Origin of the sequence: Ignavigranum ruoffiae, assembly GCF_900110675.1 — a bacterium.
GTDB classification, from domain to species: domain Bacteria; phylum Bacillota; class Bacilli; order Lactobacillales; family Aerococcaceae; genus Ignavigranum; species Ignavigranum ruoffiae.
Window position 1 is genome coordinate 63946 of sequence record NZ_FOEN01000010.1, and the last position, 16034, is coordinate 79979.

At 40.0% G+C, this 16034-nt stretch carries 15 protein-coding genes; all 15 read left to right on the forward strand.

Annotation, left to right across the window (positions count from 1 at the left end; translation table 11 throughout):
* Positions 1–31 precede the first annotated feature (31 nt).
* The 15 genes from rsfS to BMX34_RS08140 all read left to right on the forward strand — a co-directional run bounded on the left by rsfS (position 32) and on the right by BMX34_RS08140 (position 15980).
* Complete coding sequence (gene rsfS, locus BMX34_RS08070; protein WP_234971704.1) at positions 32–355, forward strand: ribosome silencing factor; 324 nt, start codon at positions 32–34, stop codon at positions 353–355.
* Complete coding sequence (locus tag BMX34_RS08075) at positions 343–1107, forward strand: class I SAM-dependent DNA methyltransferase (protein ID WP_092572527.1); 765 nt, start codon at positions 343–345, stop codon at positions 1105–1107. The genes rsfS and BMX34_RS08075 overlap by 13 nt, the downstream gene beginning before the upstream one ends.
* A 7-nt stretch (positions 1108–1114) precedes the next feature.
* Entirely contained in the window at positions 1115–2272 is a 1158-nt protein-coding gene (locus BMX34_RS08080) for a tRNA(Met) cytidine acetate ligase (protein ID WP_092572528.1), read from the forward strand.
* A 67-nt stretch (positions 2273–2339) separates the two neighbouring features.
* Complete coding sequence (locus BMX34_RS08085; RefSeq protein WP_092572529.1) at positions 2340–2882, forward strand: YceD family protein; 543 nt, start codon at positions 2340–2342, stop codon at positions 2880–2882.
* 25 nt (positions 2883–2907) lie between these two features.
* Positions 2908–3075, forward strand: a complete 168-nt coding sequence (gene rpmF / locus BMX34_RS08090) for a 50S ribosomal protein L32 (protein WP_092572530.1) — start codon at positions 2908–2910, stop codon at positions 3073–3075.
* Positions 3076–3310: 235 nt separating this feature from the next.
* Positions 3311–5197 (forward strand): purple acid phosphatase family protein, encoded by a 1887-nt coding sequence (locus BMX34_RS08095; protein WP_092572531.1) that lies wholly within the window; start codon positions 3311–3313, stop codon positions 5195–5197.
* Positions 5198–5431: 234 nt separating this feature from the next.
* A complete protein-coding gene (clpP, locus tag BMX34_RS08100; protein ID WP_092572532.1) occupies positions 5432–6037 on the forward strand; it encodes an ATP-dependent Clp endopeptidase proteolytic subunit ClpP in 606 nt (201 codons plus the stop codon).
* Between the two features lie 352 nt (positions 6038–6389).
* On the forward strand, positions 6390–7397 hold the full coding sequence (gene gap, locus BMX34_RS08105) for a type I glyceraldehyde-3-phosphate dehydrogenase (RefSeq protein WP_092572533.1): 1008 nt from the start codon (positions 6390–6392) through the stop codon (positions 7395–7397).
* 492 nt (positions 7398–7889) lie between these two features.
* Positions 7890–8927, forward strand: coding sequence for a sugar-binding transcriptional regulator (locus tag BMX34_RS08110; RefSeq protein WP_092572534.1), 1038 nt, complete (start codon positions 7890–7892; stop codon positions 8925–8927).
* 34 nt (positions 8928–8961) lie between these two features.
* Complete coding sequence (gene gap, locus BMX34_RS08115; protein ID WP_092572540.1) at positions 8962–9960, forward strand: type I glyceraldehyde-3-phosphate dehydrogenase; 999 nt, start codon at positions 8962–8964, stop codon at positions 9958–9960.
* 69 nt (positions 9961–10029) lie between these two features.
* On the forward strand, positions 10030–11223 hold the full coding sequence (locus BMX34_RS08120) for a phosphoglycerate kinase (protein WP_092572535.1): 1194 nt from the start codon (positions 10030–10032) through the stop codon (positions 11221–11223).
* Positions 11224–11255: 32 nt separating this feature from the next.
* Positions 11256–12014 (forward strand): triose-phosphate isomerase, encoded by a 759-nt coding sequence (gene tpiA, locus BMX34_RS08125; protein ID WP_092572536.1) that lies wholly within the window; start codon positions 11256–11258, stop codon positions 12012–12014.
* Entirely contained in the window at positions 12014–13543 is a 1530-nt protein-coding gene (gene gpmI / locus BMX34_RS08130) for a 2,3-bisphosphoglycerate-independent phosphoglycerate mutase (protein WP_092572537.1), read from the forward strand. The genes tpiA and gpmI overlap by 1 nt, the downstream gene beginning before the upstream one ends.
* A gap of 73 nt (positions 13544–13616) precedes the next feature.
* Positions 13617–14915, forward strand: coding sequence for a phosphopyruvate hydratase (eno, locus tag BMX34_RS08135; RefSeq protein WP_092572538.1), 1299 nt, complete (start codon positions 13617–13619; stop codon positions 14913–14915).
* A gap of 384 nt (positions 14916–15299) precedes the next feature.
* Complete coding sequence (locus BMX34_RS08140; protein ID WP_002319817.1) at positions 15300–15980, forward strand: IS6-like element ISS1N family transposase; 681 nt, start codon at positions 15300–15302, stop codon at positions 15978–15980.
* The last annotated feature ends 54 nt before the right edge of the window (positions 15981–16034 follow it).

Consider the following 16034-nt stretch of genomic DNA (forward strand, 5'->3'; position numbering starts at 1 on the left):
TATCGAAATTCAGGAGAAATTAGAAATCGTTGTGAAGGCGGCGGATGACCGTTTAGCTCAGGATATTCTGGTGTTAGATGTCCATCAGCTCACCCCAATTGCCGATTATTTTGTGATAATGGATGCTTCAAATGAACGTCAACTAGGAGCCATTGTGGATGCCATTGTTGAAAAATGTCAAAAAAATCAAATCGAGATTAAAAATATTGAAGGTAAAAGCGGCGGTCGTTGGGTGCTGATCGATATTCATGAAATCGTGGTGCATGTTTTCTACTATAGTGAACGAGCCCACTATAATTTAGAAAAAATTTGGCTGGATGCCCCGAGCGTGGATATTTCCCAATGGCTTCAATAGAGAATTCTTTTCAGGCGATTGCTCACGTTTATCATCGCTTTAATAATAATGACATTTATCCTGAATGGTTGAAATTTACCTTGGATCAAAGTCAAAATCAGTTGAAGAAGGTGCTGGACTTGGCATGTGGTAATGGTGAATTTACCCGCAGATTAGCGCCCTATTGTCAAGAAATCTCAGCTGTCGATTATGATCCAGTCATGATCAAGATGGCTCGCTCGTTAACTTCGGCGGAAGCGGCGATTTCCTATTATTGTCTAGATATGCGTCAGTTAACTCAACTTAAGCGACAATTTTCTCTCATTACTTGTTTCTTAGATGCATTTTGTTTTTTGCCGGGCCAAGATGATCTTGAAGTCAGTTTTAGTCAAATTTATCAGTCTTTAACGTCTCAAGGAATCTTGCTCTTTGATGTCTGGACTCTAGCGGGCTTAAGTAAATTTGCTGACTTTGAATATGCCGATTTAGATGACCAGGCGGCTTTAATCTGGCAATCGAACCTGTTAAATCCACAAACAGTGGTGCATCAGGTAACCGTTTTTGATCAGGTTCATCAAGAGGACTATCGGCGAATCTCAGTTAATCTTGTGGAGCAGACTTTTCCATTAGAAACCTATCTGGATTTATTGGTTGAGGCTGGCTTTTCTCGAGATAATATTGAAATCTTCATTGATTTACAAGGAACCTCTTATCAAGGAGAGGATGAACTGGAAGTCGGTCATGACCGTTGGTTCATCAAAGCAGTGAAGTAGGTGACCTATGAAGAAAATTGGCATTATTGCTGAATATAATCCCTTTCACTATGGTCATCAATTCCAAATTAACCAGGTGCGACGGAAATATCCGGATGCCTTGATCGTCATCGCTATGAGTGGCAATGTGGTCCAACGAGGCGAGTTTGCGATTATCGATAAATGGACGCGGAGTCAGTTAGCAGTGCAGGCGGGTGCAGATTTAGTGCTGGAGCTCCCCATATTGGCCTCCATGCAATCCGCCGACTATTTCGCTCGTTGGGGCGTCGACTTGTTGGGTAAATTGGCTATCGATGAGCTTGTTTTTGGCACTGAATCGGCTTCAAGTCAAGAGATTCAAAGGGCGGGTGACTGGCTCAACAGTCACCAAACTTCTTTGGATCAATGGGTGCGCCGGTCCATGCAGCAAGGTCATTCCTATGCTTTTAGTATGCAGGCTGCGATTGATCAACTCGACGATCAACACACCGTTAATTTCAATCCAAGTTTAGGAAACCATGTCCTCGCTTTGAAGTATTATCAATGGATTCAGACTTTTGATTTTCCTATGGATATCTGGGCCATTCCTCGTCAACCTGATTTTTTGTCGGGCTCACAGATTCGTCAATCTTTAGCGGGTGGCTGCTTAGCTTCTGATGAATTACCGGAGCGAACAATTCAGGAACTCAAACATCGGCCCTTGGTGTATAGTTCAGATTTTTTTAAATATTTAAAAGTTCAATTGTTGACTAAAACGCCTCAAGCCCTAAGCAAGATTCAGTCAGTTCGCGAAGGCATTGAATATCTTTTAATAGAACAGTTAGATTCAGCTAATCAGTTGACAGACTATATTCAAAGATTGACTTCGCGGCGCTGGACTCAAGCAAGTATCCAACGAATCCTATTGAATATTCTACTAAATATTCAGCAAGAAGAATGGGCAGATTATCAAGATCTCTATCAACATCGACCTGTCGTACGTATCTTAGCTTATAATCATCAAGGTCAGGCCGCCTTGAAGGATTTCAAACGAACCAGTCCAGTACATTTATTTAGTAATCTCAGTCAGGAGTTATATCCTAGTTATCAACTCGTTCATCGAGCAGACCGCATGTATCAATTAGCCAGTGCTGCAATCTTAGAACAAAATATTGGCCGATATCCCTATAAATACAAAGAACTTTAGCATTAGAATATTGACAAGACCTTTGGGATTCAATATAATAGGTTTTGTCGTTTTAGAGGTGAGAAAGATGAAATGGACACTAAGAGAGATACGCGAGTATCCTGAGGCTATTCTGCCTTTCTCTGAATCTTTGGAGATTGAGCAGTCGTTAATGGCTAAGGAAGATTCGATTATTTCTGTTCAAGAAGTGAAAGTAGATGGCTACTTGTCCGTAATTGATGATGCCTATATCTTACATGGAACGATAGAAGCAACCTTGACATTACCATCTAGCCGAAGCTTGACACCCGTAGAGCTGTCATTAACCATCCCAATTCGAGAACGCTATGTGGAAGCCGATTATGATATGATTGAAGATAGTTCAGAAGAAACTGTGCTAGTTTTGGATCACGACTATATCGATTTAGATAATAGTGTCGTTGATACGATTATTCTGAACATCCCCCATCGCATTCTGGCACCTGGTGAAGAGACAGATCAACTTCCATCTGGGAAAGATTGGGAGGTCCTAACTCAAGATCAATATGAGGCTCGGCTTAAGGAAAGCAAGGAGAATCATATCGATCCTCGCTTTGCCGCCTTGAAGACAATGTTAGACGAAGATCAATGATCCACGAATATTAGGAGGTGTAAACATGGCAGTACCAAAGGGTAAAACATCTAAAGCAGCTAAAAGAAAACGTCGTACGCATAAAAAATTAATGGTTCCAGGAATGAACGCTTGTCCAAATTGTGGTGAATTCAAATTAAGCCACCGGGTATGTTCAAACTGTGGTCATTATAATGGCGAACAAGTTGATTAATTATCATCATCCACTGATTAAGTGCAGCACAGCTTCTTAGTCAGTGGATTTTTGTTTTTTAGCCAAGTTCACATCTGTTTCAACGGCAGAATTCTTCCTGATAAGCAGTAATCTTTACATAAATTTTACAATCTTATCTTTGCTCTTTACATTATTTTAATTAAGGATTTACATTCAGCTTTTATAATAAAATTATAAGTGTTTTGGCTTATAATAATTATTAGGAGGAAGATGGATGTCTTTTAAACGATTGATGGTTGGAGCTTTATTGGCTTCGCAATTATTGTCCCCTGTTTCTACTTTAGCTGCTGAATATGAGTTGTTAGATGAGAAACCCGCTGTCGCAGAAGTTGCTGTGAACAATACCCCTAACCGGATTATCGTTTCTTTTAATGGAGATACTCAGTCTCAAATGGCTTTTAACTGGTATACCTCAGAAAAATTCGAAGATGCCAAAGTTTGGCTTTCAACTTCGGAAGATATGAAAGATGCCAAGACTTTTGAAGCTGAAGCTACTGAAGTCAATAATAAATATGGTGAACGTGATGAGAATGGCTATTTCATCTTCTCTGAATTGGAATATGATGAGGAAGGCAATCCAATCGAAGAGAATGGTGAAGTGAAAGTCACTGGTTACTTTACCGATGAAAATATTGAACCTAGCCAAGAATGGATGGGTGGCGACGCGGTTGGTTTATTAGGCTTGAGTGAGGTTAAAGAATACTCTTATAAGGCCCTTGCCAGCGAATTAGAAGCCAATACGACTTATTATTATCAAGTAGGTTCTGAATCAGGTGAGAAGTCTGATGTCGGCACATTTACCACTTCAGGTGAAGCGGGTGAGGACTTTACTTTCGTTCAATATACGGATACTCAGAATGCTTATTGGAACGAACATGTACGTAACGAAGCTCAATTCGGGGCCGACACCTTGAAGAATGCTTTAGAAACCGCTGAAGCAGACTTTGTTCTCCACACGGGTGATTTTATTGAAACGGCAGAGGTCGAGGATGAGTGGATTGATATTATGGGTCAATCTCAAGAATCATTCCTTTCTGTTCCAGTAGCTCCTACAGCGGGGAACCATGACGAATATTCCTTACTTTATGGTGGGGATCCACTGATTACCAAATTTAATGAACATATGAATGTGCCAGCCGAGAATGATGCCATCGATGGTGGATCTTATTATTCTTACGATTATAATGGAGCTCACTTTGTGGTGATGAATACCAATGATAATAAGAACGAAGCAGAGAAAGCGATTGGCGAAGAACAAATGGCTTGGATGAAAGAAGATATTCAGGCAGCGCGTGACAATGGGGCATCATGGATTATCTTGGTTTACCATAAACCGATCTTCTCGCGTTCATACCATTCACTTCAAGATACCGATGTTCAAAATGTTCGTGACGAATTTATGAAACAAATTGACGAATTAGACGTCGATATTGCTTTACAAGGGCATGACCATGTCAACTCAAGAACCTATCCACTGAATTATGTCCCTTCTGAAGAAAATTTCTCAAACGGTGTGATTGATGAAGAAGCAGTAGCCAATGTGACTGAAGAAGATGGGGTTGAATACTATAATAATCCGCAAGGAACTATCTTTATCTTGCCAAATACTGGTGGAACTAAACTTTATGATGATATCTATTCTGAAGGTTTAGACCATTTAGTTAAAGTTCGACCAAAATTAAACTGGTTAACCCAAGAACAATTTGATTACTGGGCTAGCTTATTCGCATTTGCCAACCAACCTGGTGAATCAGAAGCCTTTGCTGAATCTCATTCGAATAACCGTGATTCTTCGATTCAAAACTTTGCCGTCTATACTGTCAAAAAAGATGAAATATTAATTCAAATTTATCAAGTTTCTGGCGACTTGACAAAAGATGAAGAGCGTAAAGTGGAATTAGTTCACAGCTTTGGTATTCGTAAGGATCAAGAAGCCGGTGAAGAGAATAAAGATAATAAAGATCAAGAAGAATCGACTGAGGCCGCTGAAGATAGTAGCGAAGCCGACTCTGAAAGTGACGAAGAAAGTAGTGAAGAGTCTAGTCAAGAGAGTGAAGATAGCCAAGAAAGTTCGGAAGAGAGCGAGACTTCAGCTAATTAATTTATAAAGCGAAGGTTCGAAAAAATATCCAAACGTCTTTAAAACAAGTTAAGCAAAGTTATACTGATGCTGACTTCAATTTTAAAGGCGTTTTTTAATATTTAATTCCGAGATTCTTATTGAAGGAGAGCCTTTGTTTGATTGAATTTATTTGGCACTTAAGATAGTTTGTCTTGCTTGACCTATTTTGACCTATAGATTATACTTAACAAGTACTATAAAGGAGGAAATAGAATGAACTTAGTTCCAACAGTCATTGAACAAACTTCTCGGGGCGAAAGAGCCTACGATATTTATTCACGTTTATTAAAAGACAGAATTATTATGCTGAGTGGTCCCTTTGATGATAACATGTCTAATAGTATTATTAGTCAATTATTATTCTTAGATGCGCAAGATCCTGAAAAGGATATTTATCTTTATATTAACTCCCCTGGTGGTAGTGTGACCTCTGGGATGGCAATTTATGATACCATGAATTTTATTAATGCAGATGTCCAAACCATAGTGATAGGTATGGCTGCTTCCATGGCTTCGGTCATCCTCGCGGCCGGTACTAAAGGTAAACGATGGGCTTTGCCAAACTCTGAAGTCATGATTCACCAACCTTTAGGTGGTGCACAAGGTCAAGCTACCGAAATTGAAATTGCGGCACGTCATATTCTACAAACCCGGGAGAAATTAAATCGCATCTTGGCTGATAAGACCGGTCAACCGATTGAAGTGATCGAACGCGATACTGATCGGGATAACTTTATGTCAGCTGAACGAGCTCTGGAATATGGTTTGATTGACGGCATCATGGAAAACAGTAAAAAACTAAAAGAAAAAAATAAATAAAATTTCTTAGATATGCTGTTTGAGTGCCTGACTTTAAATTCAGACGTTTAAATGTAAACCATCATTAATTATTAACTAGGAAGGTCGCTTGAATGACAAAGCTCCTTCCATTAATGATCCACTTGACTGCCTCTGCTGATCATTCAGTATGAGCGTTAGATCAAGTGGATTTTTTTTAAGAAAAGTTCTATAAGGAATCCCGAGAGATTTTATGAAAATTAGTCCTATTTCATTAAAGGGGCATTAATATTTAATAAAATGAGTTAAAGATATAAATTCGTCATACTTCACGCTATTAATACGCATTAAATTATGATATAGTATGTTCAATTGAATAATAGGAGGATGTAGTGTGACAACAAGAGTAGCAATTAATGGTTTTGGTAGAATCGGACGGTTAGCTTTACGTCGTATTTTAGAAATTGATACGGATTTAGAAATCGTGGGTATTAATTCAACTACGGATAGTGAGCAGTTAGCTTATCTATTTATGTTTGATACTGTCTATGGACGGGTTCCTTATTCAGTTGAAGCGCGTCCTGGCGAATTGATTATTGATGGCAAAACCATCAAAGTCTATACCGAACGTGATGCTGCCAAAATCCCTTGGGGTGAATTAGATGTTGATATCGTTTTAGAATGTACGGGTATTTTCTTAAAAGCGGAACAATGCCAAGCTCATATAGATGCCGGTGCTAAACATGTCGTTATTTCTGCACCAGCAAAAGATGAAACCACTAAATTAATTGTTTTCGGTATTAATGAAGATATTATTGATCCTGAAGATCGAATCATCTCTTCTGCTTCATGTTCAACCAACTGTCTGGCACCAATGGCTAAGGTACTTCATGAACAATTTGGATTAATCTCTGGGGTGATGTCAACAATTCATGCTTACACCGCTTCTCAATTTGTTCTCGATAAACGAACCAAAACTTATCGTGGCGGTCGTGCTGCAGCCATGAACATTATTCCTTATAAGACCGGTGCAGCCAAGGCAGTCGGCAAAGTTATTCCTGAATTAGAAGGAATTGTTGATGGGACAGCGATGCGAGTTCCAGTAGCAACTGGTTCCGTTATTGAGTTCTATTCTAATCTAGAAAAAGAAGTGACTGTCGAAGAAATTAACGCTGCCATGAAGGCTGCGAGCAATCCAGCTTTCGAATACAATGAATATCAAATTGTATCTTCGGATATTATTGGTTCAACTGCGGGATCTGTATTTGATGCTACTTTAACCAAGATTGTAGATAATGATGGTGATCAATTAGTTAAGACAGTCGCTTGGTATGATAATGAGTATGGCTACACCTGTAATATGATTCGTTTGGTTGAATACTATGCTGATTTAATTAAATAATCATTGATTATACTTGTCTTCACATTTTTTGAATGTTGATAGAATTTTGCTAGAAGTAACTACTGGAAGATTCATATAGTAGCGACCTCTACTGGTAAATGTTTCTTAAAATTGCCGAATATTTACTTAACCAGGAATGATTCCCTGCTGGGTAAATATTCGGTCTTTTTTCCTCTGGATATCTTTAGATATGATCACGTCTACTAAATTACTTGAACAAAGATAAAGATTGGCTAGTTTGCAAGCTAGAAAACCGACAAACAAGAAATAAAGACCTCTCGAAAGCTAAGGACAAGTGAAGTCCAATCAGAGAAAAATACATCAGTTTAGATGGACATAAAACGACCATCAATATGATTGAAAACGGGCGTATTGGTTGAATGTTGTCCAATTTGTGCTATGATTGAACCATAGTATGATACAGGTTGAGTGAAAATTCATTCTAGTTGCGATTTTCGCTGGTCGGGTATCGTCCTATTGAGGAGGTTCATCATGAAGGATGTCTTTTCATTAATTCAATCCTTGGTTCCTGAGGTGAATGAAGCCTTACTGTTGCGTTTTAATATTCTAACGTTATTGGATAAGGTTGAAACACGTATCGGGCGCAAAGTTGTGGCGCAACGTGTGGGGATGACTGAGCGTACTTTACGAACAGTGATCGATCACATGCGTGAACAAGGTCTAGTCGATGTCAACCAACAAGGCATAACCCTTACAAAATTTGGTCATGATGCTCGTTTGGACTTACAACAGGTTCTCATGAATTCTAGGACGGAGCAATTCCTAGAAATGGAAATGAAACTGGTGAAGTTATTGGGTATCGACCACTGCCGAGTCGTTCCGGGAGATGGCGATTTAGATTTATATGTTTATAAACAACTTGGTAAGGCGGTCCAAGAGATATTAATGAGATTTTTGCCTCGTCAAGAATGTGTTGTTGCTGTTACCGGTGGTTCGACCTTAGCCCGTATTGGTAAAGAATTTACTGCCGAGTTAAGTCAAGATCACGATATAACGTTTGTGCCGACACGGGGTGGGTTCGGTGGAGCCTATGATATTCAGTCTAATACCATTGGCGGTATTATGGCTCAACAAACCAACTCCAAGTATGTTCCTTTTTTTGTTCCGGAGAATATCTCACAAGAAAGTTCCCAAGTATTGTTAAAAGATCCAACGATTCATCGCGCCGTTGAACTTTCCAAACGAGCGGATAGTTTAATCTTAAGTGTAGGATCGGCGGAGATAATTGCTGAACGACGTGATTTAACCGATGATCAAAAGATTGAAATTCACGATCGCTCTTCAGTGGGTGAAGCATTCGGTGTATTCTTTGATCGAGACGGGCGGGAGGTCTTCAAATATCCACGCATGGGCATGCAATTAGAAGATATTGAGGCTGTTCCTTTACTAATTACCGTAGTGGCAGGTAAGAAAAAAGCCGAGGCCGTCAAAGCTTTCTACAAGTTGGCCCCTAAGCACGGTTGGTTAGTATGTGACGAAGGTATCGCAAATCAGATTATTAATGGGTAGATTCCCAGATATTCCAGATATTATAGGAGGAAAAATAATGACAAAATTAGCAATCAATGGTTTTGGACGGATTGGCCGCTTAGCTTTACGTCGTATCTTAGAAAGTGGTTCAGAATTAGAAGTCGTAGCAATCAATGATTTGACCGATAATGATGATTTAGCTTATTTATTAAAATATGACTCTGCGCAAGGGCGTTTCCCTTATTCAGTGGAAGTTAAAGATGACGATCTAGTCATTGATGGTAAAGCCATCAAGTCCTTCGCTGAGAAAGACGCAAGCAAATTACCATGGGCTGAACTTGGCATTGATTTCGTCCTTGAATGTACTGGGTTCTATGCCTCTAAAGATGCTGCCTCTGCTCACTTGGAAGCTGGAGCGAAGAAAGTCTTAATCTCAGCACCCGCTAAAGGAGATTTAAAGACCATTGTTTATGGAGTGAACCATGATATTTTAACGCCAGAAGATAAGATTGTGTCTGCTGCTTCATGTACGACCAACTGTTTAGCACCAATGGCTAAAGTTTTGAACGATAAATTTGGTTTGAAACGTGGTTTAATGTCAACCATCCATGCTTATACTGCTACTCAAAAATTACAAGACTCTCCTGGTGGACGTAAGAACCGTGCGGGTGCTTTCAATGCGATTCCAGCTTCAACCGGTGCTGCCAAAGCCGTAGGTCGTGTCATTCCTGAATTAAATGGTAAGATTGATGGGACAGCGGTTCGTATCCCAACCATTACCGGATCAATGACTGAACTTTACTCTGTTCTTGACAAGAAAGTCACCGTAGAAGAAATTAATGCCGCGATGAAAGCATTCTCTGAAGTGAACTCAGCCTTTGGTTATACCGAGGATGAAATTGTTTCCGGAGACATTATTGGCCACCCTCAAGGATCAGTCTTTGATGCTACTCAAACGAATATTATGGATGCTGAAGATGGACAATTAGTTAAGACTGTATCTTGGTATGATAATGAATATGGATTCACTTCAAATATGGTGAAGACATTAGAATATTTCGTAAGTTTATAGTAAGCTATTCATAGCGGGAAGCCTTCGCGCTTCTCGCTTTTTTAAGATACTAATAAAGGAGCAAAAGATATGGCTAAGAAAACGATTCGAGATTTAAATGTAGATGGAAAAACAGTCCTAGTTCGGGTAGATTACAATGTTCCGATGCAAGATGGCAAGATTACCGATGATAAACGCATTCAAGCTTCTCTACCAACGCTCGAGTACTTAATTGAACATCAAGCCAAGATTGTTCTTTTTTCCCACATGGGTAAAGTTAAGAAGGAAGAAGATAAGGCAGCCAACGATTTAAAACCCGTTGCTGAACACTTGAGTCAACTCTTAAACCAAGAAGTGATTTTCTCCCCAGATACTCATGGTCCAGCTTTGGAAGCAAAAGTCAAAGATTTAAAAGCTGGACAAATCTTATTGGTTCAAAATACGCGTTATGAAGACTTAGATGGTAAGAAAGAATCTGGCAACGATGCTGAATTAGGAAAATATTGGGCCTCACTCGGTGATGTCTTTGTCAATGATGCTTTCGGTACAACTCACCGGTCTCATGCATCTAATGTCGGTATCGCTTCATATCTTGAGTCAGGTCTAGGTTTCTTAGTTGAGAAAGAAGTTAAATTCCTTGGCAATGCCGTTGACCAACCTGAGCGACCATTTGTGGCTATTCTAGGCGGAGCCAAAGTCTCAGATAAGATTAAAGTTATTGAAAAACTATTAGATAAAGCAGACAAAGTTCTGATTGGTGGGGGCATGGCTTATACCTTCTTCAAGGCGAAAGGCTATGAAATTGGTAAATCGATCGTTGAAGATGATCGTTTAGATTTAGCCCGTGATGTTATGGCCAAAGCAGGCGATAAGTTAGTCTTGCCGATAGACACCGTCGTAGCTGATCAATTTGCTAATGACGCGAAGACCCAAGTGGTCAAATCTTCAGAAATCCCAGCCGATTGGGAAGGATTAGATATTGGCCCAGAGACGGTTAAATTATTTGCCGACATATTAGCAGATGCCAAGACGGTTGTTTGGAATGGACCTATGGGCGTCTTCGAAATGGAGAATTTTGCCAAAGGTACCAACGGTATTGCTGAAGCACTTGCTCAGTTACAAGATAAAGCCATTACCATTGTCGGCGGTGGCGACTCAGCCGCTGCTGTGACTCAATTAGGCTATGAAGATAAATTCAGTCACATTTCGACAGGTGGGGGAGCTTCGTTGCAATATTTAGAAGGTCAAGCTTTACCTGGAGTAGAATCGATTAACGATAAATAAGTTTTCTTTGCTAAGATGAAAGGATGAATTCAATGACACGCAAACCAATCATTGCTGGAAATTGGAAGATGAATAAGAATGTTGAAGAAGCTCAAGCCTTTGTGGAACAAGTTCGCAAAGACTTACCAGATGAAAAGAAAGTAGAAGCGGTAATTGCAGCGCCAAGTCTACTATTGGATCGGATGGTCAGTGCAGTGGGGGATAGCAGCTTGAAATTAGCTGCTCAGAATTGTTATTTTGAAGATGAAGGGGCTTTTACTGGAGAAACTTCACCTAAGGCCTTAGCTGATTTAGGTATTCAATATGTGATTATTGGTCATTCTGAACGCAGAGATTATTTCCATGAGACAGATCAAGACATTAATCAAAAAGCCCATGCGATATTCAAACACAAGATGTTGCCAATTATCTGTTGTGGCGAAAGTCTAGAACAACGTGAAGCCGGTGAAACAAAGCAATTCATTGAAGGGCAAATCAAAGCAGCCTTAGCTGGTTTGACCCATGATCAAATCCAATCATTGGTGATTGCCTATGAACCTATTTGGGCGATTGGCACAGGGAAGTCTTCTTCGGCTGAATTAGCCAATGAAACTTGTGGCCATATTCGTCAAGTCATTGCTGAAATGACCAACCCTGCTGTGGCAGAGGAAGTCCGGATTCAGTATGGGGGTTCAGTGAAACCTAATAATATCGCCGATTATATGGTTCAAGAACATATTGATGGCGCCCTTGTCGGGGGAGCTAGTTTAGAGGTAGATTCCTTCTTAGCATTATTGGGGGCGATTCAATAATGGCTAAAGCACCAGTCGCTTTAATTATCCTTGATGGATTTGGCTGCCGTGACGAAGTGAAAGGGAATGCGGTGAAGGCTGCCCATAAACCAAATTTCGACCGTTATTGGGCACAGTTCCCTCATAATCAATTGCGAGCAGATGGTCTAAATGTTGGCTTGCCTGAGGGACAAATGGGGAATTCAGAAGTCGGCCATATGAATATTGGTGCCGGTAGAATAGTCTATCAATCATTAACCCGGATTAATAAATCGATTGAAGAGGGCGGCTTCTTTAACATTCCTGAATTTCTTGACGCCATCGATTCAGCTAAACGTCAAGGAAAGTCGCTTCATATTATGGGTTTAGTCTCTGATGGGGGTGTCCACTCACACCAAAATCACTTGTTAGCTTTGATAAAATTAGCCAAAATGCAAGGTTTAGACCAAGTTTATATCCATGCCTTCCTGGATGGACGAGATGTCGGACCCTCTACCGGACTAGGCTTCATCAAAGATTTGGAAGGCGAATTAAGTAAGATGGGTGTCGGTCAAATCGCCACCGTTTCTGGTCGCTATTACGCTATGGACCGTGATAAGCGTTGGGACCGGGTGCAACTGGCCTATAATGCAATCGTCCATGGGGTTGGCCCCGTCTATGCCAGTGCTGAGGAAGGCATTCAAGCTTCCTATCAACAGGAAGTATTTGATGAGTTTGTCGTTCCATTCGTGATAGATACTGATGAAGACCGAGCCAAGATTCAAGAAGGTGATTCAGTGATCTTCTTTAACTTCAGACCAGACCGTGCCATTCAATTGTCGACCGCCTTATCCAATCCAAAATTTCAAGGATTCGACCGCGGGGTTTATCCACGTCAACTTAACTTTATTACCTTCACTGAATACAGTGAGAGTGTGAAGGGACGAGTCGCCTTTAAGAAACTTGATTTAAAGAATACGATTGGAGAGGTTATTTCTAAGGCTGGTAAGACACAGCTACGGATTGCTGAGACTGAGAAATATCCCCATGTCACTTTCTTTATGTCTGGAGGACGTCATGAAACCTTTGCTGGAGAAGAGCGCATTTTAATTAATTCACCTAAAGTAGCTACCTATGATCTCAAGCCAGAAATGTCAGCCTATGAGGTCAAAGATGCCTTAGTGGTCAAAATTAATGAAGATGTGATTGATGGAATCATTCTCAACTTTGCCAATCCAGATATGGTCGGTCATTCAGGAATGTTAGAACCGACAGTCAAGGCGATTGAAGCAGTGGATGAGTGTCTTGGAGAGATTGTCGATTTAATCTTAGCTAAAGGCGGAGCCGCAATTATTACTGCCGATCATGGTAATGCGGATGAAGTCATTGATTTACAAGGCCATCCGATGACGGCCCATACGACTAATCCTGTACCGATTATTATCACTAAGCAAGGTATTAAAGTGCGTGATGGCGGAATTCTAGCGGATTTAGCTCCAACTATGTTAGCTTTAATGGGCTTAGCCCAACCGAGTGAAATGACCGGACAATCCTTAATTGAACCTATTTAAAGGATAAATTTTGAATTTCGATAACAAAAACAATACAATAGTCCCAGAGACTTAAAATAAAGGAGAGACAAGAATGCCATATATTATTGATGTTTATGCTCGTGAGGTTCTAGATTCTCGTGGTAACCCAACTGTGGAAGTAGAAGTTCAGACTGATAGTGGTGCTTTTGGTCGGGGAATCGTCCCTTCAGGAGCTTCAACTGGAGAACATGAAGCCGTTGAATTACGTGATGGCGATCAAAGTCGTTATTCAGGTAAAGGAGTTAGTCAAGCGGTAGAGAATGTAAATACGGTTATTGCTGAAGCTTTAATTGGTTATGATGTTCGCCAACAACAAGCCATCGACCAAATTATGATTGATTTAGATGGCACCCCGAACAAAGGTAAATTAGGTGCCAACGCAATTCTTGGTGTATCTATTGCAGTAGCTCGGGCGGCGGCTGATTTCTCTGGTCTTCCTTTATACAATTACTTAGGTGGGTTCAATAGCAAAGTCTTGCCAACCCCAATGATGAACATTGTTAACGGTGGCTCTCACTCTGATGCGCCGATTGCTTTCCAAGAGTTTATGATTCTGCCAGTGGGAGCACCAAGCTTTAAAGAAGCCTTACGTTGGGGAGCCGAAATCTTCCACGCCTTAAAAGGCATTCTTAAAGATCGTGGCTTAGAAACATCTGTTGGTGATGAAGGTGGGTTCGCTCCTCGCTTCGAAGGTACTGAAGACGGCGTTGAGACCATTCTTGAAGCGATTAAGAAAGTTGGCTTAGAACCAGGAAAAGATGTCTTCTTAGGTTTCGACTGTGCAGCTTCCGAGTTCTATGAAGATGGCGTTTATGATTACACCAAATTCGAAGGTGAAGCAGGCGCTAAACGGAATGCAGAAGAACAAGTGGCCTATCTTGAAGAACTTGTCGATAAATACCCAATCATTACCATTGAAGATGGTATGGATGAAAATGACTGGGAAGGTTGGAAATTATTAACCGATCGCTTAGGCGATAAAGTTCAATTGGTTGGTGACGATTTATTGGTAACGAATACTGAGAAATTATCTCAAGCCATTGAGAAAGGTATTTCTAACTCTATCTTGATTAAAGTGAACCAAATTGGTACCCTAACTGAAACCTTTGATGCCATTGAAATGGCCAAACGCGCAGGTTATACTGCAGTTGTCTCTCACCGTTCAGGTGAAACTGAAGATTCAACCATTGCTGATATTGCCGTAGCTACTAACGCTGGCCAAATCAAGACTGGTTCCCTATCTCGGACTGACCGAATTGCGAAATATAACCAATTACTACGCATTGAAGATGAGTTGGGCGAATTAGCCAAATACCAAGGCATCAAATCATTCTATAACTTGAAGAAATAAACTCAATAGCTTAAGAATATGAGTCTGTTGCGTAAAACGCATATAAATACGCCTTTCTATAAATCGTAGAAAGGCGTATTTATATTATCGTATTATATATTAAAGAAACATTCACTTTGATGTTTTTCCTAGATTTATAAGAACTTTTATTTTAATTTATTGATGGCTAAGCGATTATTATAGGCTAAGTTAAGCAGATACTTGTACAAGGGTACAATATTTGTTGATTTAGGAAATTCTAATTTGAGTGTATTAAAAATTTCAGTACGAGATTGTAAATTGACATTCTCTAAATAAGTGATTTCAATTTCGGTTCTGTTGCAAAGTTTTCCAAAAAATCTATTTTAGTGTAAAATTGAGAAAAAAGACAGAGAGGACAGAGTAATGAATCATTTTAAAGGCAAACAATTCAAAAAAGACGTCATTATTGTCGCTGTTGGTTACTACCTGCGTTACAATCTAAGCTATCGTGAAGTTCAGGAATTGTTATATGATCGTGGAATAAATGTTTGTCATACTACGATTTATCGTTGGGTGCAAGAGTACAGCAAAGTCCTCTATTATCTTTGGAAGAAGAAAAATAGACAATCCTTCTATTCATGGAAAATGGACGAAACCTATATCAAAATTAAGGGACGTTGGCATTATCTTTATCGTGCAATTGATGCGGACGGCTTAACCTTAGATATCTGGTTACGAAAGAAACGGGATACGCAAGCAGCCTATGCTTTCTTAAAACGACTCCATAAACAGTTTGGTGAGCCGAAAGCAATTGTGACCGATAAAGCACCTTCTCTTGGCTCCGCCTTTAGAAAGTTACAGAGTGTGGGTTTATATACTAAGACAGAGCACCGAACTGTGAAGTATCTTAACAATTTAATAGAACAAGACCATCGACCTATTAAACGACGAAATAAATTTTATCAAAGTCTCCGTACAGCCTCTTCCACGATTAAGGGCATGGAGACCATTCGAGGAATATATAAAAAGAACCGAAGAAATGGAACGCTCTTCGGCTTTTCGGTGTCTACTGAAATCAAGGTATTAATGGGAATAACAGCCTAAGATATTTGGAGTTCAGAGAGGGCGCGTTTGATTTTCAAACTTCGCAACAGAACC

Coding starts and splice junctions, on each gene's coding strand:
- BMX34_RS08075 (WP_092572527.1), top strand. CDS start 343: ATGGCTTCAATAGAGAATTCTTTTCAGGCGATTGCTCACGTTTATCAT.
- BMX34_RS08140 (WP_002319817.1), top strand. CDS start 15,300: ATGAATCATTTTAAAGGCAAACAATTCAAAAAAGACGTCATTATTGTC.
- BMX34_RS08085 (WP_092572529.1), top strand. CDS start 2,340: ATGAAATGGACACTAAGAGAGATACGCGAGTATCCTGAGGCTATTCTG.
- BMX34_RS08110 (WP_092572534.1), top strand. CDS start 7,890: ATGAAGGATGTCTTTTCATTAATTCAATCCTTGGTTCCTGAGGTGAAT.
- BMX34_RS08080 (WP_092572528.1), top strand. CDS start 1,115: ATGAAGAAAATTGGCATTATTGCTGAATATAATCCCTTTCACTATGGT.
- BMX34_RS08120 (WP_092572535.1), top strand. CDS start 10,030: ATGGCTAAGAAAACGATTCGAGATTTAAATGTAGATGGAAAAACAGTC.
- tpiA (WP_092572536.1), top strand. CDS start 11,256: ATGACACGCAAACCAATCATTGCTGGAAATTGGAAGATGAATAAGAAT.
- clpP (WP_092572532.1), top strand. CDS start 5,432: ATGAACTTAGTTCCAACAGTCATTGAACAAACTTCTCGGGGCGAAAGA.
- rpmF (WP_092572530.1), top strand. CDS start 2,908: ATGGCAGTACCAAAGGGTAAAACATCTAAAGCAGCTAAAAGAAAACGT.
- BMX34_RS08095 (WP_092572531.1), top strand. CDS start 3,311: ATGTCTTTTAAACGATTGATGGTTGGAGCTTTATTGGCTTCGCAATTA.
- eno (WP_092572538.1), top strand. CDS start 13,617: ATGCCATATATTATTGATGTTTATGCTCGTGAGGTTCTAGATTCTCGT.
- gpmI (WP_092572537.1), top strand. CDS start 12,014: ATGGCTAAAGCACCAGTCGCTTTAATTATCCTTGATGGATTTGGCTGC.